The organism is Clostridium celatum (assembly GCF_021412605.1).
Classification (GTDB): Bacteria; Bacillota; Clostridia; order Clostridiales; family Clostridiaceae; genus Clostridium; species Clostridium celatum.
This window is the reverse complement of sequence record NZ_JAJKGM010000014.1, coordinates 46234-68127: the sequence shown is the minus strand read 5'-3', so window position 1 is coordinate 68127 and position 21894 is coordinate 46234. Positions and strand designations below refer to the sequence as shown.

The 21894-nt window shown below is 26.2% G+C and carries 16 protein-coding genes; 13 read left to right on the top strand and 3 right to left on the bottom strand.

The annotated features are described in order from the left end of the window. Positions 1-176 precede the first annotated feature (176 nt). The 5 genes from LPC13_RS08015 (at position 177) to LPC13_RS07995 (ending at position 9140) form a co-directional block, all read left to right on the top strand. The gene (locus LPC13_RS08015; protein WP_234088738.1) at positions 177-4988 is read left to right on the top strand and encodes an endo-alpha-N-acetylgalactosaminidase family protein; all 4812 of its coding nucleotides are present in this window, start codon (positions 177-179) and stop codon (positions 4986-4988) included. A gap of 297 nt (positions 4989-5285) precedes the next feature. Continuing rightward, positions 5286-6668 carry an ABC transporter substrate-binding protein gene (locus LPC13_RS08010; protein ID WP_005214482.1) on the top strand — a complete coding sequence of 461 codons (1383 nt, stop codon included), beginning with the start codon at positions 5286-5288 and terminating at the stop codon, positions 6666-6668. A gap of 106 nt (positions 6669-6774) precedes the next feature. After that, on the top strand, positions 6775-7617 hold the full coding sequence (locus tag LPC13_RS08005; protein WP_234088737.1) for a carbohydrate ABC transporter permease: 843 nt from the start codon (positions 6775-6777) through the stop codon (positions 7615-7617). Continuing rightward, positions 7617-8486 carry a carbohydrate ABC transporter permease gene (locus tag LPC13_RS08000; protein WP_005214479.1) on the top strand — a complete coding sequence of 290 codons (870 nt, stop codon included), beginning with the start codon at positions 7617-7619 and terminating at the stop codon, positions 8484-8486. Before LPC13_RS08005 ends, LPC13_RS08000 begins: the two co-directional genes overlap by 1 nt. 81 nt (positions 8487-8567) lie before the next feature. After that, on the top strand, positions 8568-9140 hold the full coding sequence (locus LPC13_RS07995; RefSeq protein WP_005214478.1) for a 50S ribosomal protein L25: 573 nt from the start codon (positions 8568-8570) through the stop codon (positions 9138-9140). Between the two features lie 251 nt (positions 9141-9391). Here the strand turns inward: LPC13_RS07995 and LPC13_RS07990 are convergent, their stop codons facing one another. Continuing rightward, positions 9392-10771: a GntP family permease gene (locus tag LPC13_RS07990; protein ID WP_195244318.1), complete on the bottom strand. Its 1380-nt coding sequence runs from the start codon at positions 10769-10771 to the stop codon at positions 9392-9394. A 152-nt stretch (positions 10772-10923) separates the two neighbouring features. On the opposite strand from LPC13_RS07990, the gene LPC13_RS07985 reads away from it, so the two are divergent. Next, entirely contained in the window at positions 10924-11061 is a 138-nt protein-coding gene (locus LPC13_RS07985) for a hypothetical protein (protein ID WP_005214476.1), read from the top strand. A gap of 102 nt (positions 11062-11163) precedes the next feature. Here LPC13_RS07985 and LPC13_RS07980 read toward each other — a convergent pair whose 3' ends face one another. Next, the gene (locus LPC13_RS07980) at positions 11164-12072 is read right to left on the bottom strand and encodes a Gfo/Idh/MocA family protein (RefSeq protein ID WP_005214475.1); all 909 of its coding nucleotides are present in this window, start codon (positions 12070-12072) and stop codon (positions 11164-11166) included. Positions 12073-12271: 199 nt separating this feature from the next. Here LPC13_RS07980 and LPC13_RS07975 point away from each other — a divergent pair, with 199 nt between their 5' ends. The 5 genes from LPC13_RS07975 to LPC13_RS07955 all read left to right on the top strand — a co-directional run bounded on the left by LPC13_RS07975 (position 12272) and on the right by LPC13_RS07955 (position 17585). Further along, positions 12272-12676, top strand: coding sequence for a GntR family transcriptional regulator (locus tag LPC13_RS07975; RefSeq protein WP_234088736.1), 405 nt, complete (start codon positions 12272-12274; stop codon positions 12674-12676). Beyond that, on the top strand, positions 12673-14055 hold the full coding sequence (locus tag LPC13_RS07970) for a PH domain-containing protein (protein ID WP_005214473.1): 1383 nt from the start codon (positions 12673-12675) through the stop codon (positions 14053-14055). The genes LPC13_RS07975 and LPC13_RS07970 overlap by 4 nt, the downstream gene beginning before the upstream one ends. A 153-nt stretch (positions 14056-14208) precedes the next feature. After that, entirely contained in the window at positions 14209-15387 is a 1179-nt protein-coding gene (locus LPC13_RS07965) for a hypothetical protein (protein ID WP_005214465.1), read from the top strand. Positions 15388-15475: 88 nt separating this feature from the next. Further along, positions 15476-16159, top strand: a complete 684-nt coding sequence (locus tag LPC13_RS07960) for a response regulator transcription factor (RefSeq protein WP_005214464.1) — start codon at positions 15476-15478, stop codon at positions 16157-16159. Next, positions 16146-17585, top strand: coding sequence for a sensor histidine kinase (locus LPC13_RS07955; RefSeq protein WP_234088735.1), 1440 nt, complete (start codon positions 16146-16148; stop codon positions 17583-17585). Before LPC13_RS07960 ends, LPC13_RS07955 begins: the two co-directional genes overlap by 14 nt. A gap of 207 nt (positions 17586-17792) precedes the next feature. Here LPC13_RS07955 and uvsE read toward each other — a convergent pair whose 3' ends face one another. Then, entirely contained in the window at positions 17793-18755 is a 963-nt protein-coding gene (uvsE, locus tag LPC13_RS07950) for a UV DNA damage repair endonuclease UvsE (RefSeq protein WP_005214461.1), read from the bottom strand. A gap of 256 nt (positions 18756-19011) precedes the next feature. On the opposite strand from uvsE, the gene LPC13_RS07945 reads away from it, so the two are divergent. Together LPC13_RS07945 and LPC13_RS07940 are read left to right on the top strand one after the other, a co-directional pair. Next, on the top strand, positions 19012-19578 hold the full coding sequence (locus LPC13_RS07945; protein ID WP_005214459.1) for a zinc dependent phospholipase C family protein: 567 nt from the start codon (positions 19012-19014) through the stop codon (positions 19576-19578). Positions 19579-19932: 354 nt separating this feature from the next. Further along, positions 19933-21885 carry a GTP-binding protein gene (locus LPC13_RS07940; RefSeq protein ID WP_005214458.1) on the top strand — a complete coding sequence of 651 codons (1953 nt, stop codon included), beginning with the start codon at positions 19933-19935 and terminating at the stop codon, positions 21883-21885. Positions 21886-21894 lie beyond the last annotated feature (9 nt).

The following is a 21894-nucleotide window of genomic DNA, read 5'->3' as shown; positions in this document are numbered from 1 at the left end:
TTATAGAATATAGCACATAAATATAATATATTGCTGAATATTAATATGAACCTTCTAATAAAAAATAGAATATGCTACAATTTAAAAGAGATAATTTACATAAATTTCAAAATATGGGTAATTGATAATGTAAATTAACAAAGGTATATAAGAATGGATACAGGGGGGAAATAAGAATGATTCGTAAAAAGGTTCAAAAGATAATAGCTTTAGCTCTTAGTATGTCTTTTATTGGTCAATTAGTTATTGAAAATCAAGCTTTTGCAGCACCATCAGTTAATAAGATATCAATGATAAATAATGAAAATATTGTACAACCATTGGCAATAGAGCCATATGTGCAAAATTTTGATAATGGAGATATTAGTGGATGGTCTAAAGTATGGGGAGGAGGCACCATATCAGCAGAAGAAGGTGGATTGGCTGTCCAAGGCGGAAATTGGAATACATCATCTGATGGAAAGCAATTTACTATGATAGTAGATAACAATTCACCAGAAATTAAGGATGGACAATTAGAGACTGATCTTAAAGTAAGAAGTCATGCAGGAAGAATGTCATTAGTTATAAGATATGTAGACAATAAAAATTATGAATGTATTGGTTATGATGTTGGAGGAACATGGGTTTATCATAGGAGCACAAATGGTAGTGAGACTAATACAGTATTAACAAGTAGTGGACCTTCATTAGCACAAAATACTGAGCATAAAATAAAGGTTCAATATGCTGGTACAAATTTAAAACTATTCGTAGATGATGAAAAAATATATGAAGGCAATGTGTTAACAGAAGATAGAACGGGTAAAATCGGAATTAGAGGATGGGGATATACTGATAATTATTCCTATGGAATATATGATAATTTAACATTATCACAATATAAAGAAGTTTCTGTTACACCTAATAAACAATATGTATTATATTCAAAAGCAGGAACGTATGATATTCCTATAAATTTATCTAATAATGAAAGTGTTTTAATTGATGTAAACGTTAAAGATGAAGCTTTAATTAGGAATGTGGACTACACATTAGAAGGTAATGTATTAACTATAAAGAAAGAATATATTACTAAAGTTAAAGAGAATGGAACGACTAATATGGAACTTGTTTTTGAAGATGGATTTAAGAGCAGTTTTATTTTAGATGTTCAATTACCACCAGAAGAGTATATTGAATATACTCGTGATTTTACAAATGGAATAAATGGAATGAGTGTGGTTGTTGGTAGTGCCAATATTTCATCTGAGAATAATAAATTAAGTATTCCACAAACATCTAATGCAATTGTAATAGATGAAAATTCACCAGAACTTTATAATAGTGAAGTTGAATTTACAGTTGACCCATTAAATGATAATGCTAATTTTGGAGCAGTTTTAAGATATGCAGGAGAAAATTCTTGGACATATATAGGTGTTGATGGATCAAGTAGTGAATGGGGTTCAACTTGGTATGTAACTAATAGTAATGGGGCTAGAAGAAATTTATTTAGAGATAGTTCTAGAATTTATGCAAATCGTGTAAAACCATATACAGTTAAAATAAAATTAGTAGATAAGATTGTAACTGTATACTTAGATGGAGTTGCTATATACAATTCTACAGTAGATGAAGTAACAACTGAAAAAGGAAAAGCAGGTATTAGATTTCATAGTAGTAATGGAGGAAAAGTAGGAACTTTCTCAGTAACAACAGCTAGTAATATAGAAGAATCTAATATAGAAGAAGACTCAACTAATATTGAATCAGGACAGCTTAAGGTAACTATGGATAAAAATTTCCCAAGAGTAATAAGTTATGAAATGAACTCTAATAAATTATATGGTCAAGAAATTCCTAATTATGTTGTTGATATAAATACAAAAAGGTATGTACCAAAAGTAACTTCTGATTTTGAAGAAAATAAGGCAATTTACACTGTATCAGTGGATGAAATAGGTGTATCTTTTGATGTTATTTATGAAGTTATAGATAATGTTCTTAATATGAATATTGTTAATATAAATGAAGATATAACTAAAGTCTATACAATTAATTTCCCACAAAATAATTTAGTTTCAGTACGAAGTACTCAAGAAGGTGCTCATTTTAAATCTCAAAGAGTTAATCAAAGTCATACAAGCCATTTTCAAGCTAAGATTGATAGAGATTTAGCTAATACAGTGGCAGATACAACTTATGATGTAACTAATATAGCTATAGTTAATGATAATAACTTAGCAGCTTCAATTACAAACAGCTGTATGAAATCTAATCAGGAAGTAGCATATCAGACTGTAGATATAAATGGGGAGTATACTTCAACTGGTATATGGACTAATGAGTATAGTTATAGAGGATTATTAGATAGTGAAGTAATAGCAGAACCTTGGGCAAAGGTTGTAATTACAGGTGATAGAAATTCTGATAGTAAAGTGGACTATTTTGATGGTGCTATTGCCTATAGAGATGATATAAGAGAAGAAAGATTAGGAACGGAAATAGTACAAAATTCTTATTCTTCAGTAGCTATGAATGTTGGTAGCGTTGCTCAATATCCATTCTTAAGAATATTAGATAATATAAAGAAGTTTGATTTAGGTACAGATGGATTTGGACAAAATATCATTATAAAGGGATATCAATCAGAAGGTCATGATAGTGCTCATCCAGATTTTGCGAATATAAGTGAGAGAGCTGGTGGGGAAGATGATTTCAGAACACTTTTAGAAGAGGCTGAAAAATACAATGCAACAATAGGGGTTCATATAAATCATACAGAAGCATATCCTGAAGCAACTCAATATGGTAGTGTAGTATCTAATACCGCAGGTTGGTCATGGTATGATAGTGCTAAACAAATAATAAGAGAAAATGATATATTAGATCAAGAAGAGGGTATGGAAAAACGTTTAGATGATTTAGCAGAGATTGCACCAGGAATAGATATGGTTTATGTAGACGTATATAGTGATGATAGATGGCCAGCACATAAATTATCTTCTAAATTAAATGATTTAGGTTGGGCAATAGCAAGTGAATATCCACAAGCATTTTCATCAACAAGTGTATGGGCACATCATTTAACATCAGAGTACAATAATGCAGGTGATCTATATCACTTTGTAAATCATCAAACTCAAGAAACATTTTCGTATAGTAATTTATTTAGAGGACTTAGAGATAGAGTTAATGGATTCTTAGGATGGCAAGGAGCTAGTGACTATAATGAAACTATTCAAGAGTTCTTTACAGATGTATTACCTAATAAATATTTAATGAACTTTCCACTAATGCAATGGGAAAGTAACACAAAAGCTATACTTGGAGAAAATAATGAAGTAGTTACTACTTATGAGAATGGTAAAAATATAATTACTAAAGATGGGAAAGTTATAGCTGATGGAAATAAAATATTTATACCTTGGAATGTTGAAACAGAGGATAAAATTTATCACTGGACAGATGCTACAGGTTCTACTACTTGGGAATTGCCAAGTAGTTGGGAAGGACTTAATTCAGTAGTATTATATAAGCTTTCTGATGAAGGGAAGACAGAAAAGACTCTTATTGAAGTTATAAATGGAAAGATTACTTTAAATACTACAGCTAATACAGGATATGTTATTTATAAGGAAGAAACAGAAGATACAAGAGATATGGAGTGGAGCACAGGTAGTCCAGTAAAGGATATGGGATTTGATAGCCATAGCTGGGAATATTCTTGGAATAAGTACAGTACTTTTGAAAACACTAATCATATTAACTTTGTAAATAATAGTAAGGGGAATACTACTATAAGAGTGGAGGGTAATAATGGTGCTGATGCAATTATTACTCAAACGATGACAGGTCTAGTAGGTGGACAAACCTATTCTGCATCTGTTTGGATGGAAGTTTCAGAGGGTAGAAAATCAGAAATATCTGTTACTACACCAGATGGAAAAACAGTTTCAAATTATACAGATAGAAGTAATGTGAAATATGGATCAACTCATAATGATAAGTTAAATACTTATTACCAAAGAGTTAAGATTACATTTACTCAACCAGAGGGAGAAACAACTGCTGAAATTAAATTAAGTATTGAACAAGGAGAAGAGAATTCATGGGTAAATCTTGATGATGTTCGTGTAACAGAAATAGGAGTTACAGAAAAAGGAGATCATTATTACTTTGAAGATTTTGAAAATGTTGATCAAGGATATGGTCCATTTGAATCAACAAAGTCAGATAACAGTCATTTGTCAGAAACTAATGCGCCTTATACAAACGATACTATTGATGGAAGATATTCATTAAAAATTCGCTCAGGTGATTATATGAGAACTTTACCTCATAGAATTAGATTTGAACCAAATACAACTTATAGAATTGGATTAGATCATTTATCATGGGCAGATAATGCTTTTATATTAGGTGTTAAATCAGATAAGGCTAGTGAAGCAGGTGATAGAGATAATTCAGTATTAGTAAGTAAAAGTATAAGTAGAACAGGTACTGTTGAAGTTGAATTTACAACAGGTAATTATGATGATTACTATATTGATATAACAAGAAATGCAGCAACAGAGTACATTGTGGATAATTTATATGTAGATAAGATTTCTGTAGAAGAGGCAGATAAAGCAGAACTTCAAAAACTTTATGATGATAATAAAGATAAAGAAGATAGTTACTATTTAGAAGATGCCTGGAGAATATTCACGGAAGCATTAAATAGTACAAAAGCTGTACTAGATAATAAAGAAGCAACAGAAGAAGAGATTAATGCAGCAAATATATCACTTCAAATAGCTATAATTAATTTAAAGACTTGTGATTTAAATGGTAATAGCAAAGTTGATATAGGTGATGTAGCTATGATTTCAAAATATTATGGAGAAGCAGAAAAAAATAATAGTGATATATGGGAAATTTTAAAGGATTATGATATTAATAATGATAAAGTAATAGATGCAAAAGATATAAGTTTAATAATTAATAAAATAATGAATAAATAATTATTAAAATATAATTGAAAATATAAAAACCGTATTCAATTTGAAAATATATATTCTTATTAATTAAGAAATATTTAAATTGATACGGTTTTTTATTAAAAATAAATATTGAAAATAAATTGGAAATATTATACAATTAAGTAGGAAAGTAAATGTTTACCTTTACAAGATATATATTATATTAAAAATTAGAAACGGTTCCAGAAATGAATAGATGATTATGAATATAAATTATTTATAAACTACATAAATAATTTTATATAAAAAGTTAATTGTTTAAAGGGAGATGGGAGTTTTATGAAGATTAAGAAATTATTAGCACTTACTCTTGCAACTGCATTTGTAGTTGGTTCATTTGTTGGTTGTGGAAGTAATAATACTAAGGAAGAAACAAATTCAAATGAATCTACTAATGGAGGAGAAGAAATTTATTTTTTAAATTTTAAGCCAGAAATAGCAGATGTATATAAGAAAGTAGCTGAAGAATATGAAGCTGAAACAGGAGTAAAAGTAAAAATTGAAACTGCAGCAAGTGGTACTTATGAGCAAACATTAAAATCTGAAATTGCGAAAAAAGATGCTCCAACAATTTTCCAAATTAATGGACCAGTTGGATATGAATCTTGGAAAGATTATTGCTTAGATTTAAAAGATACTGAACTTTATAGTCATTTATTAGATAAAACTTTAGCAGTTACAAGTGGTGAAGGAGTATATGGTATACCATATGCTGTTGAAGGTTATGGAATTATATATAATGATGAAATTATGCAAAAATATTTAGCACTTGAAAATAAAGATACAGATATTAAATCAGTTGAGGACATTAATAATTTCGACACGTTAAAAGCTGTAGTTGAGGATATGCAGGCAAATAAAGATGAACTTGGAATACAAGGTGTATTTGCATCAACTTCAATGGCTGCAGGTAATGCTTGGAGATGGGAAACTCATTTAGCTAATATACCATTATATTATGAATTTAAAGATAATGCAGAAGAAGGGCAAAATCCTTTACAAGTTGGATTAGCTGCAGAGGAAATTGAATTTAAATATAATGAGAATTATAAAAATATTTATGACTTATATACTAATAACTCAGTTTCAGAAAAAGGTGTTTTAGGAAATAAGAGTGTTGATGATTCAATGGCTGAATTTGCTTTAGGTGATTGTGTTATGGTTCAAAATGGTAATTGGGCTTGGTCACAAATTAATGGTATAGATGGTAATACTGTTAAGGAAGAGAATATTAAATTCCTACCAATATATACAGGTATGGAAGGTGAAGAAAATCAAGGTCTTTGCATTGGTACAGAAAACTATTTAGCAATTAATAGTCAAGTTTCAGAAGAAAAGCAACAAGCTTCTATAGACTTTATAAATTGGTTATTTACAAGTGACACAGGTAAAGCTTATGTTACAGGTGATTTAGGATTTATTTCTCCATTTGATACATTTAATGATGATGAAAAACCATCAGATCCATTATCTAAAGAAGTTATAAATTGGATGGAAAAAGATAATATTGAAACAATTAAGTGGACATTCCAAGCATTCCCAAGTCAAAACTTTAAAGATACTTTTGCAGGTGCATTACTTGAGTACGTACAAGGAACTCAAGATTGGGATTATGTTGTTACAACTGTAAAAGATTCTTGGAAATCTGAAAGGGCTCAATAGTATTTAAATTTTAAAAAAGGGGATGTATCTTATGGTACATCCTTTTGTGACTAAAATTAATTATTTTAATATGAATTAAAAATGGTTATAGAAGGGGGAGAAAATTTTGCAAAAAGGTTTAAAGAAATATTTTGGAATATTTGCTTTACCTACATTAATAGCATTCAGTATAGCATTTATAGTCCCGTTTATAATGGGGATTTATTTATCATTTACAAAATTTACAACTGTAACTAATGCGAAATTTGTAGGTCTTGAAAATTATAAAAAGGTATTTGCAACACCTGAATTTACAAATGCTTTAATTTTTACAACTAAGTTTGTTATTGTTTCTGTAATAACTGTTAATGTTTTTGCATTTGCACTTGCATATCTTTTAACAAGAAAATTAAAAGGTACTAATTTCTTTAGAACTATATTTTTCATGCCAAATTTAATTGGAGGAATAGTATTAGGATATATCTGGTTAATAATTTTAAATGGAATATTAAATTATTTTGGAGTTAATTTAACATATGATACTAAGTATGGATTTTGGGGGCTTGTCATATTGCTTAATTGGCAGCAAATAGGTTATATGATGATTATATATATTGCAGGTATTCAAAATATACCAAATGATATTATGGAAAGTGCCAAGATAGATGGTGCATCTAAGTGGATGACATTAAGAAAAATTACAATACCGTTAGTAATGCCATCAATAACTATTTGTCTTTTCTTAACTATGTCAAATGCATTTAAATTATTTGATCAAAATCTAGCATTAACAGATGGAGCACCAGGTGGAAAAACTGCAATGCTTGCACTTGATATTTATAAAACTTTTTATAACAAGGTAGGTTCAGAAGGTGTAGGACAAGCTAAAGCAGTTATATTCTTTATAATAGTTGCTGCAATTATGTTACTTCAATTGAGTATAACTAGAAAGAAGGAGGTTGAAAATTAATGGAAAGTAAAATAGATACAAAAAATGAACTTAAATATAAACCTAAAAAGAAAAATAATATTTTTTTATATATTATATTAGTACTATTAGCAATATTATTTTTAGCACCTATTTTTATTGTTTTATATAATTCATTTAAAGGAAAATTATATATTAGTAGAGATCCATTTGCATTACCGAATTCAACTACTTTTTCAGGAATAAGCAACTATATAAATGGAATTGAAAAGACAGGATTTCTTAGTGCAATAGGATATTCTTTATTTATAACTATTAGTTCAACGGTGGTAATAATATTATTTACCTCAATGACAGCATGGTATATTATAAGAGTAAAATCTAAGTTCACTACTTTTTTATATTATTTATTTGTATTTTCTATGGTTGTACCATTTCAAATGGTCATGTTTACTATGAGTAAAATTGCAAACATATTAAATTTAGACAATCCACTTGGAATTATAGTAATATATTTGGGGTTTGGAGCTGGACTTTCGGTATTTATGTTTAGTGGATTTGTTAAATCAATACCTATAGATATTGAAGAAGCAGCAATGATAGATGGATGTACACCAATAAAAACATTTTTTTTAATTGTATTTCCATTACTTAAACCAATAACTATAACTATATCAATTTTAAATGTTATGTGGATCTGGAATGACTACTTACTTCCAACTTTAGTTTTAAGATCTGATTATAAAACATTAACTATGGCAGTACAATATTTAAGAGGTGGATATGGAGCTGTTGATATGGGGGCTATGATGGCAGTTTTAGTTCTTGCTATTATACCAATAATTATATTCTATTTCACTTGTCAAAAGTATATTATTGAAGGAATTGCAGCTGGAGCAGTTAAGGGTTAATAAGCTTTATGAAGAAATAGGAATATTAATCAATTCATTATAATAATAATATAAAGTATTCTTAATGAAAGAGGGATTATAATGGAGCAATTAGTATTTAATGTTTTATCAAGAAATGAAAAAGGTAAAAAGGTAAGAAAAAACGGATATATTCCATGTGTTATTTATGGAGATGAAACACATAAGGCTATTTCTGTTAAAATGACTAAAAGAGAAATGTATAGATTATTAACTTATCCTAAGAGTTCAATAATTTCTTTGAAATTAGATGGAGATATAAAAAAATGTATAGTTAAAGATTTGCAAAGAGATACTTTTGGACATATAGAGCATATAGATTTTAACAGCATAAGAAAGGGAGAATCAGTAAACTTAAAAATGCCTATAACATATATTGGTGAAGGCGATTTGGAAGCAAGAGGGTTAAGATTAGAAGTATTATTATCAGAAATAGAACTTCAAGGAGAACCAACTAAGTTTCCTAAATATATACATGTAGATGTTTCAAACTATGAAAAAGGCAGAGAAATATTTGTTAATGAACTCTTAGAATTAAGGGGATTGATTCCGGAAAATGAAAAAGATTTAGAGATAGCTAAAGTTTTAAGTAATTATAATGGAAAAACTGAAAGTGAAGAAAGTACTGAAAAATAAAATTTTAAATAAATATAAATTTTTAAAGGTCATAATTAGTAAAAAACTAATTATGACCTTTAATTAATTATTAAAAAGTTAATGATGTATATTTCCATTTTGTATACTTGGATTTAATTTTAAATATAGGAGGCTAAGTATGCTTTAGGTAGACTTATTATAAAAAATAAATATCTTTTCCTATTGTAAAATATGTGTACGGTATATAACTTAGACTTTCTAAATAAAAATTTGAATCTATAATAAATTTTTTAGAAAGCAAACTTTAATGAAACTAATAATACAATTATTATTGTAGTTAAAATTGGAATAACTACGGATGTTACAAAGATATCTTTATAGCTTTCTTTATGAGTTAATCCACAAATAGCTAATGTAGTTATTACAGCACCATTATGAGGCAATGTATCTAATCCACCTGATGATAATGATGCAATTCTATGAAGTATTTCCGGGGAAATAGATAATTTTTGACTCATTTCAACAAAGGTTGGAGCAAGTGCAGATAAAGTTATACCTAATCCTCCAGAGGCTGAAGCAGTAAGTCCACAAATTATATTCACAGAGATAGCCTCTGAAATAATAGGATTAGATGATATATTCATTATACTAGTTTGAATAGTAGTAAATATAGGCAATGCTTTTATTAAACTACCATAACCTACTATTGCACTAGAATTAAGTAATGGAAGAAATGAATTTTTAACTCCATCACTAAGTGATTCATTTAAATTTTTCAATTTCTTATAATTTAATAAAATAATATAAATTATTGATAAAACTATTGCTATAATAACACTCCAAGTTCCAGCAACTTTATCTAATGTAACTCCATATTCATTTAAATAACTGCCATCAGTATTAGGGAAATAAAATTTTGAAAGTGTAAAGTTAGCTATAAAAATTATTAAAATAGGAGCAATAGAAACTATTATGTTAGGTAACTTTTCACAGGAGGAATTTTTAAAGTTGTTTTTATGATTACCATAGCCTTCACCATTAAGCTTTGCTTTTTTAGCTCTTCTTGTAAGCCATATCATACCTAAAGTAAACATAATGATACTTGCAATTATTCCAATTAGTGGTGCAGCAAAGGTATCTGTTCCAAAATAGCTCATAGGTATAACATTTTGAATTTCTGGAGAGCCTGGCATTGCTGTCATTGTAAAAGTAAATGCACCTAAGGCAATAGTACCAGGAATTAATCTTTTGGGGATATCTGCTTCTTTAAATAAAATATTTGCTAATGGATATAAAATAAATGCAACAACAAATAAAGAAACGCCACCATATGTTAGAAATGCTCCAGATAGAACTATAGCAAGAATTGCTTTATCTTTTCCAAGCTTATTACTTATAAATGAAGCTATAGATTTACCATAACCTACTTCATCTATAAGTTTTGCAAAAATAGATCCAGTTAAGAAAAGAGGAAAATAACTTTTAACAAATCCAGCAAATCCATTCATATATACTTCTGTATAATTAGCCATTAAATGACTATTAAGACCAAGTGAAATTAAAGTAGTTAATAACCCTATAATTGGAGCAGTTACTATAGTTGAATATCCCTTATATGCTAAATACATAATTAGAGATAAAGAAATTATTAGGCTGATTAAATTTAACATTTGTTTTCTCCTTTGTAATTTACTAAATTTATTATATGTACTTAAATTTAAAATTATTATATAATACATATTAAAAGATAGTAATTATTATATAATAAAAAATATTTAGTAAATAGTAAGTTTTTAAGTAATATATTTAAGGAGATTATGATATGAATACAAAAGAATCAAAAGAAAAGAAAGAAGTAGAAATAGAAGCACCAAAAAGGATTAAATATCAATGCTTACATACTGAAGAAGCAAGAGAATGCACTTGTATAAGAAGTAAAGGATTAGTTTTAAAAAAGTAAGAAATTGAATTTATAATACTATAGATAAAAATTATTATAGTATAAAAAATACTGTGCTATCTAATTAACACAGTATTTTTTATATTTAATTACATAGCAACATTAACTATTTGATACAATATAATTAACAATATCCTCGCATAATTTATGTGTTTTAAGTGAATCTTCTAAATCTATAGGAAGCTTAGAATTGTTTTTTATAGCATCTAAAAATTCATTTATTATACTTACAAATCCTCTTTTATATAAAGTATTATCCCAATCACCAAAGCTAGTTATTGATTTATTATTATTACAATATGATGTAGTTTCAACTAAAGAAGTTACTAAAGCTTTTTTTCCAGAAGCCATATATTCTATAGTTTCTTCTGTAACTCCATTATCTCTATTCATAATTGCTAATGACGTAGTTGTAGAATTACTTAATTTTAATACTACATTATTTAAAAGATTTTTATCTGTTTTAAAATCTACTGTAAAGTTTGTATAGTCATCCATCATTAAAAATCTAACAGTATCTATAACATGAATAAAATCATCAAAAATAAAAGTTCTAATATCACCAGGTAAATTGACTCTGTTTTTTTCCATAATTATAATATCAGCATGTCCCAATGCATGTAATTCTCTAACTTTTGGACAAAATCTTCTATTAAAGCCTATCATAAGCTTTACATTATTGTTCTTAGATAAATTATATAATTCTAATACTTCAGCATAAGTATAGCAAAGAGGTTTATCAACATATACATGTATTTTATTTTCAATTAATGTTTTACATATCTCAAAGTGAGATTCTGTAGAAGAATGAACAAAAGCAACATCAATTTTAGAATTTATTAGATCTTGTATGCTCTCGACAGCTGAAGATAATCTATAAGTTTTTTTTACTTCGTTTAAAGTTTCAGTATTTCTAGTACATAAAATTATTTCGATATCATTTCTAAGTGTTATTACAGGTAAATAAGCTTTTTTGCATATATCACCTATACCAATTATTCCAATTCTCATAAATATTTCTCCTTATCTTAAAAGTATATAAATTCATATTAATTATATAATAGGGAGTAAAATAAAAATATAGAAAGTTTATAATATTATTAAAAGTTACTAAGAAAAATTATAAATAATAAGGTATTAGAATAATATTGCTTATTTGTATGCTTTGTATTATAATATATAATACAAAGTATACAAAGGGAGTGAGATAATGATTATAAAACTAGATATGACTAGCAATATTCCTATTTATGTTCAGCTTAGAAATGAAATTGTTATGGGAATTGGAAGAGGTGATCTTAAAAAAGGGGAAGGCCTTCCTACGGTTAGACAAATGGCGGAAGATATTGGAGTTAATAATATGACTGTAAATAAGGCATACTCTATATTAAAAAATGAAGGATATATAGAGATAGATAGAAGACATGGAGCAAAAATTAATCCATCTTTAGATACAACTAGAGAATTTAAAGAAAAGCTTGAAAGTGAACTTGAACTCATAATTGCAGAATCTGGACTAAAGGGAATTGAATATAAAGAGTTCATGAGAATGTGTGAAGAGATTTATAAAAATATGAATGGTTTAAATAAGGTATGGAATGAGGGGAAAATATGATATTCAATTTAATTTGGGGAAGTGTAGCAATAGTATTCTTAATAACTATTTATTATCAAAGTAAGTGTATTACAAATGGAAATAAAAACATATTAATCGGAGTAACTATTCCCTATTTAGAGCTTAAAAATGAAAAAGTTTTAAGTATATTAAAAGAATTTAAGAAAGAAAATTTTATAATAATGGTGATTGATTTAATATTGTTTATACCATCATTTTTTATAATAATGAATTCAATACAAACTATATATTTATTTTTATGGATATTTATTGTGTTATATTTATCTAGAAGATTATTTATTAAGTATAATAAAAAGCTTATGGATATGAAAAGGGAAAACCAGTGGTTATTACCTAGTAAGTATTTAGTAACTATTGATACTGAAGTCACAAGAGTAAAAAATAAAATGCCTGTTTCTATTCTTTGGTTTATTCCAAGTATAATAATTTCTTTAATTCCAATAGCGATTATATTTAAAAGAATAAATATTTATGGATACTTAGGAATATCAGCTTGTAATGCCTTAATTGCCAATATAATATTTATAATTATGTATAAAATATATTCAAAGGGAAAATCAGAGGTTATAAGTGAAGATTCTAAAATAAATATAGCTTATAATACTATTTTTAAAAGAAATTGGACAGCTGGAACAGTAATTGCTGCTATGATTCAAAGTATTAGTATGTTATTTATGTTTTTACTTTTAATAAATAGTAGTAATAGTGAAATATTATTTATTTTAGCAATAGTAGTACCAGTAATATTAATAATAGGTGGTATATTTTTCATAAATAACAAAATTAATAAAGAGCAAAGTGAAATTTTAAAAAATTGTGAGAAAGTAATATATACTGATAATGATGAGTACTGGAGTAAAGGTGTTTATAATAACCCTAATGATAGAACAGTATCAGTACCAGATAGGACAGGCTATGGGATGACTTATAATTTAGGTACTAAAAAAGGAAGATTAATTTATTATGGAAATTTAACATTTGCAGGTATTTTACTATTAGGACTTACTTCAATGATGATGGTATTTGATTTTTCTACATTTACTTTAAAAGTTGACAATAATACTATTGTAATTAATGCACCAATCTATGGAACTGAAGTTAAAACTAGTAACATAGAATCTATATCAATGGAAAATGGAATCCCAAGTGGAATTAGAACTAATGGAGTTGGGGCATCAACTTATAATTTAGGTAATTTTAGTATAAATGGATATGGTAAGTGTAAATTATATGTTTATTTTGAAAATCAAGAGTATATATGTATTAAATTAAAGGATAATAGCTATATATTTTTTAATAGTAAAAGTGTAGAGGAAACCAATAAGTATTATAATGAATTATTACAGGAAATTAAATAATAAAGAAATTATATTTGAAATGGTAAAAAACAACTATAAAGATTTAAATAGTATGTTAATAAAAAAAGTTAATAACTTTGTAACAAGTAAACAAAACTATGTAAAAACTTTCACGTATTATATAATTAAATAATATGTGGAGGTTTTTTATTTATGAAGAAATTAATTATAGCAATACTAATAGTGTTTAATATATTTATTATAGGATGTACGGATGATACTATAGTTTTAGAAAGTGATGCAAGGATAGAGCAGAGTCTAAATAAATATGAAATAACAGAAAAAGTTATAGAAGATAAAGAAGAGTATACTATTTTTGAACCAGTATTTTTCAATGAAGATAAAGTATATGGAACACTATCACCTACCAAACTTAATGTTGGATATGAAAGTGATGAGATAGACATGCCATATTTAATTAATTTAAATGGTGAAGTAGAGAAGTTAGATGAAAATTATTTTACAAGGGCAGAAAAGAGTAATTTAATAGATGTTGATAGAAGCTATGGAATTTATAGTGAAGGATTACATTTAAGAGATCGAACTTATTATTATGCTGATATCAAAAATAATATAAAGATAAAATTAGATAATTATGAAACTCTTATTTATGAATTAGAGGATAGTAAAAAAGACTATTATTACATAGGTTTTAAAGTAAATGAAGATTATTATGTAAACTTGCTTAATATAAACAATACTGGAGATACAAGAGGGTTTGGAGAAGAAGAAAAAATTACTATAATAGATATAAAAAACAATAAAGTTTATAATACTTATGTAATTAAAGCAAACTATAGATATTTTTATTATGATATTAAAGAAAATAATATAATGGCTATAGATGAAACTGGCAAAGTTAGTAAAGTAGAAATTATAGATGATAAAATAGTATTTGAATATTATAAAACTATTGATTTGAAAGGGTTAAGATTTGATATATGGTATTTAAATAATTATACAAAAGGTGATAATATAATTTTAAACTTATATGATGATAATACATTTCATGAACAGGTTATATACAATATATATTCTAATGAAGTAATTAAGTTAGATAAATTTATAGTTAATAATATAGATAATAGTGATTATATAATTAGTAGTTATAATGGTGATATTTATTTATCGGAAATAAATGATGAATTAAAAATAGATTTAATATATAAAATTGCTAAGGCAGAGGAGTATGATAATTTTGATGGAGTAATAAATGATAAAGGAAATACTATTTTTTTAAGAAAGGTTCTTTATAATGATACGACAGTAGATGAATCACCAATATCTTATATTAAAAAGGTAGAGTATTCTTTTATTGAAATAGAGAGATAAGAGAGTTGCTTATACAATATAGTTAGATTTTATATAAATATATATAGGGGAAGGGGAAACGCTTAATTTAAGCTTTATATAATTGATTATGGATAAAAGAAAGATACTAGTAGTTGAAGATGAATATTCAATAAATGATGGATTAACATTTGCCTTAAGAAAAGAAGGGTATGATGTTAGAAGTGCATTTAATGGGAGAGAAGCCCTAGAGTTATTTAAAGAGTTTAATCCAGAAGTTGTACTTTTAGATTTAATGTTACCTGATATTGATGGATTTGATATTTGTAGAGAAATATCAAAAAGTACTTATGTAATAATGATAACAGCTAGAGGAGATATTTTTGATAAAATAGTAGGATTAGAACTAGGTGCTGATGATTATATAGTAAAGCCTTTTGAAATAAGAGAAGTCTTAGTTAGAATAAAGGTTATTTTTAGGAGAAAAGAAAAGCATTTAAAAAATACTTTGCCAAAAGAAAGTCCGGAGGTTATAAAGGGAATAACAATTTTATCAAAAGATAGAATTGTTTTAAAGAATAAAAAAGAAGTTCCATTAAGAAAAAAAGAATTTGATTTGCTAAATTTTTTATATGAAAATAGAGGCATAATATTTTCAAGAGAAGATTTGTTGGAAAAAGTTTGGGGATATGATTATGGTGGAGATACACGAACTGTTGATGTTCATATAAGAAGGTTAAGAAATAAGCTCAATGAAGAAAAAGATAATTCTATAGTTGAAACTGTTTTTGGAGTAGGCTATGTGGTTAGATAGAGTTTTATTTAATACTTTGAAGGGAAAGCTTTTATTTGGAATTATAAGTAGTATAGTACTTATAAATTTGATATTTACAGTTTTTGTAGCAGGTTTTTTAGAAAACACTTTAAAAGATGATATTATTTTAGAAATGGAAAAAGTAAAAAATTTTTCCCTAGATAGCATTAAGCAAGGGAAAGTAACTGAAGAGTCTTTGTGGAAAATATTAACAATAATACAGGGGCTATCGGATTCATATGTTGCTATTGCCAATAAGAATATGGAAATAGAAGTATTTGTCAGGGATACATTAAACGAGAAAGAAATTAAGAGTATTTTAAATGAAAGTAATAATATAAGTTCAATAATTAAGTTTAAAAGGTTAAATAATAATTATTATATTACGTATAATTATCCTGTATATTTGGATGGAAAATTTTATGGTAATTTAATTATTCAAAAGGATTATAGTGATAAATATAGTATAAATATTAAAGCTATAGGAATAATTTTATTAGGACAATTTATTATAGTAATTATAATAATAAGTGTAGTTTCAATTTTAATAAATAAAATTACAAAACCAATTAAAGTGTTGAAAAACTCTATGGAGAAATTTATAGAATCTAAAGATGAAAATGATGTATTAATAAAAACCAATGATGAAATAAGTGAATTATCTAAAAGCTATAATTTAATGAAAAATAAAATAAAAAATCAAATGAATATAATAGTTGAAGAAAAAGAAAAGGTAGAAAAACTACAAAAAATTTCGAGAGAATTTTTTAACAATGCAACTCATGAGTTAAAAACTCCTATTACTTCAATTTCGCTTTATGCACAGATTTTAAGAGATGAGGATGTAAAGAAGTTAGATGAAGACTTTATTTATAGAGCAACAAATAGAATGGTGCTAGAAAGTGAAAAAATGAAAACTTTAGTTGAAAAGATACTTGAGGTTTCTAAAGGTGAAGTTAAGCCAAATAAAAACAAAGTTGAATTCTCAATTACAGAGATTATAGGAGAAATAATTGAAGATTTTGAAGTAAAGATACATAATAGAAAGTTAACAATAGATGCTGATTTAGATGAAATAAGATTAATAGCAGTTTTAAATGATATAGAACAAATAATAAGTAATCTCTTAGATAATAGTATTAAATATAGTACAAGTAGTAGTATTAATATTAAATTATATAAGCGTGAAGAAAATATTATATTTGAAATAAGTAATGAGTGTGGTGAATTTCCAGAGGATATAAAATATAGATTATTAGAGCCATTTATAAAATATAATACTTATGAAAATATTGATAAAGAAGTTAGTAGTTCAGGATTAGGCTTATACTTATGTAATGAGTTAAGTAGAAAAAATAATGGAAGCTTATCATATGAAATTAAGAATAATAAAATAAAATTTACTTTGAAATTATTAGTAGAGTAAAATTTGAATAATAGGATGCAAAAAAATATATTAAATGTTTTTTGAATCCTATTATTTTTTATTTATACTTTTAAAATATAAAATATTATATTTAGTTTATTAAAAAAATGAAAGCTGTTCCTGTATATAACCATTTTTGTAATCATAAATGATATCATTGATTTTATAAAGAATTCCTAATTTAGAACATCAGCGGCTAATATTCAATTATACAACAAAAGTGGTTTCATCAATCCAAGAATATTCAGATTTTAATGCTTTAATATCCTCTGTTAATTTGAAAAGAGCAAAATCTTTTTCCTTACATTCAAGCATTACATCTATATCTATATCAAATACTTTAACTTTTTCTAAAAAGCTCACAAAATCATTGGCATTAATAAAGTCAGAATGTTTTCTATCTTTTTCTCCATCTCTAGGTGAAGAAAAGTGAAGCTTTGGAGGAAGTTTTTCATTTTTCCAAGTAGAAAATATATCAGGTATTAAGCTATAAATATCTTCACCATTATTATTACAATTATGATGGTGTATGTCTAAAACCATAGGTAATTTAAGTTCATTACACAGATATAAAGTTTCTTTTGCTGTATATGTCTTATCATCATTTTCTATTATAAGTTTTGATTTTATCTCTTCAGGAAATGTATTGAAGTTAGTAATAAATCTTTCTATACCAGCTTCTTTTCCATTAGTAGCACCACCAACATGGATAACCATTTTTCCTAAATTATAATTAAAATCTTCAAACCATTCTGCTTGCCGCATTAAATTAATTTTTGTATTTTCAACTACTTTAGGATTTATACTATTAATTACGTTAAATTCATCGGGATGAGTATCAACTCTCATATTAGAATTATTAATTAATTTTCCTACATATTCAAAATCTTTTTTTAGAAATTCTCTATGTCCCCAATAACCAACTTCAGGATGGGTAACAAGAGGAATAAGAGCAGATGTTATTCTATAAAAATGAATATTATTAGCTATATTATACTTAATAATTGTTTCTAAATCTTTTAAGTTGGATGATGAAACTAATTTAAGCTTTTCAAGTTTTTTTTCTGGAGTAGTTATTTTATTATAATTAGTAAAAGTAACTGTACTAGAGGATGTAACTTTTTTACCTAATTTTTTTGAGATAGCAACATAGCCAAGTCTAACTTTCATAGTTTTCCTCCGATAATAATGTAGAATTTTATTTTATAAAAATAGTATGTCCATATAAGTAAAAGCATATGTTTATTAATAGATTGTGAGAGTTTTAATAATAAAAATATTTTAATTTATTTGTTATAAATTTCAAACTCCACCAACAAAAAAATTAAACTTATATAATCAAAAACAAAAAAGTGATGTATAATAAATAGTGTTAGAGTTTATTTAAAATTTTAAATCTTTAAAACTTCTAACAAGGGAGGGCTTAATGTTAATTAATTCTCACTTAGCTATAGGTTCATATTGTTATAAGATTTGTAATGAAAAGTATAATTTAAATTTAAATAAGAGAAATTTTCTATATGGGTGTATAGAACCTGATCTTCATAAAAGAAAAAATAAAATAAAGCACACATATAGTGTTTCAAAAGATAAGATGGGTGAATATAAGAGATATATAGAAAATAATGATTTAAGCATAGATGAAATATCATTTATTGTAGGGCAAATAGCTCACTATATTGCAGATTGTTTTTGTAAATACCATCTAGAAGAGTATTATGGTAAAGATATGATGGAACATTTTAAGTATGAAGTTATTCTTCATAGAATATTAAAGAAAACATTAAGTAAAAATGAGCAATTATTTGAAAACATTTTAGATGACATTGAAGAAACAGGATGTTATTTGGAAAAGTTAAAAAGTAATAGAAAAGACTATCTGGATTTAGATGAAGATTGTATTAATGATATTTATTTTACAATAAAAACTACTTGTGAGCTTTTATATGCAACGCAAGGTTATTTTGTAAAAGTTATGGAGTTATATGGATAAAATTAAAATAGGAGTTATTTCATTATTGGAAATAGCTCCTATTTTAATTTTAAAGTATAAAAAATAAATTATTAAAGGTGTTAAGTAGCTATTGTTTTTAGTAGATGATAGATACTATGTGGAAATTTAAGTGAAAAATTATATGTATAAGCTTTAGTTAAGAATTGAATTTTAACCTAGACAGCTTAAATATAAAATTTTAAGTTTTACTTATGATATAATATTAAATTATAAAATTATTAATGAGCAAAGAAGAAAAAGCTATTATTTAAATATTTATAAGTGAAATATAGATTATTTATTTGTATTAAGATAGTATAAATTAAAATAAACAATTAGATAGAAGGTGGATTTATGAAAAAGTGCATAGGAGTACTTGCACATGTTGATGCGGGAAAAACAACATTTTCAGAGCAAATATTATATCATACAAAAAGTATTAGAAGTAGAGGAAGAGTAGATCATAAAAATTCTTTTTTAGATAACCATAATATAGAAAAAGAAAGAGGAATTACTGTATTTTCTGATCAAGGTGTTTTTGAAATGGGAGATTCAACATATTATTTAATAGATACTCCAGGGCATATAGACTTTTCATGTGAAATGGAGAGAGCTATAGGGATAATGGATTATGCAATACTTATAATAAGTGCAGTAGAAGGAGTACAAGGACATACAGAAACAGTATGGAATTTACTTAAAAAATATAATGTACCAACTTTATTTTTTGTTAATAAATTAGATAGAACTGGAGCTGATTTAGAGAGGGTTATTAAAGAAATACAGATTAATTTAACTAATGACATATGTTATATAGATAATCTAAACAATCTTAATGAAGATGCAATAGAATTTATTTCAGAAAGAGATGAAGAACTATTAGAAAGATATTTTAATGGAGAATATCAACAAGAAATTTGGATTAATAAATTAAAAAAATTAATAAAAGAAAGTAAGCTTTTTCCTTGCTTTGGAGGTTCTGCTCTTCAAGATGTTGGAATAGTAGAATTTTTAGAAGCATTAGATAGGTTAACTTATACTGAATATGATGAGAATACAGAGTTTTCAGGAAAAGTTTATAAAATTCGTCATGATGATAATGGAACTAGAATTACATTTATTAAGGCTTTAAGTGGAATACTAAAGGTGAGAGATGAAATTAATGTTTTAAATGATGATGAAAATATAGTAAAAGAAAAGGTAAGCAGTATTAGAACTTATAATGGAAATAAGTTTGTTACTGTGGACAAGGTTGTAGCGGGGGATATATTTGCAGTTACAGGAATTTCAAAAATTAATTCTGGTGATGGGATAGGGAATTTAAAAGAAAAAACTAATTTTCAAATGGTTCCTACTTTAATGTCTAGTGTACTATTTGATAGGTCGTATAATATTAAAGAAGTTTTAGGATATTTTAAAATATTAGAGGCAGAAGATCCATCTTTAAATGTTTTATGGAATGAAGCATATCAAGAAATTCATGTTCACATTATGGGAAGAATACAGTTAGAAGTTTTAAAAGAAGTTGTGTTCGAAAGATTTAATTTAAAAGTTGATTTTGGACCATGTGAAATAATGTATAAGGAAACTATCAATAATAATGTTAAAGGATATGGTCATTTTGAACCATTAAGACATTATGCTGAAGTACATTTAATGATAGAAAAAGCTAAACGAGGGGCTGGAATAGTATTTAAAAATAAATGTCATACAGATCATTTAACAACTGGAAATCAAAATTTAATACGAAGTCATATTTTTGAAAGAGAACATCATGGAATTTTAACAGGTTCACCACTTACTGATGTTAAAATTACGTTATTAACAGGAAGAGCTCATAATAAACATACAGAAGGTGGAGATTTTAGAGAAGCTACTTTTAGAGCGTTAAGACAAGGATTAGAAAAAGCAGAAAACATATTGTTAGAACCATATTATAAATTTAAAATAGATGTAGAACTAGATTATATGGGGAGGGTACTATCTGATATTCAAAAATTAAATGGTACATTTGATTCACCAAATACTAGCTTAAATAAAGTTAGTATATCTGGAAGAGGACCGGTAGCAACATTTATGGATTATAGCATGGAACTTATAGCTTTTACAAAAGGAAAAGGTAGTATTAGTTTAATATTTGATGGATATGATATTTGTCATAACACAGAATATGTAATTGAAAAAAGGGGATATAATAAAGATGCAGATATAGAATATAGTTCAAACTCTGTATTTTGTTCAAAAGGGCAAGGATTCATTGTACCTTGGAATGAAGCAGAGAGCTATATGCATTGTGAAATAATATAAGATTAAATT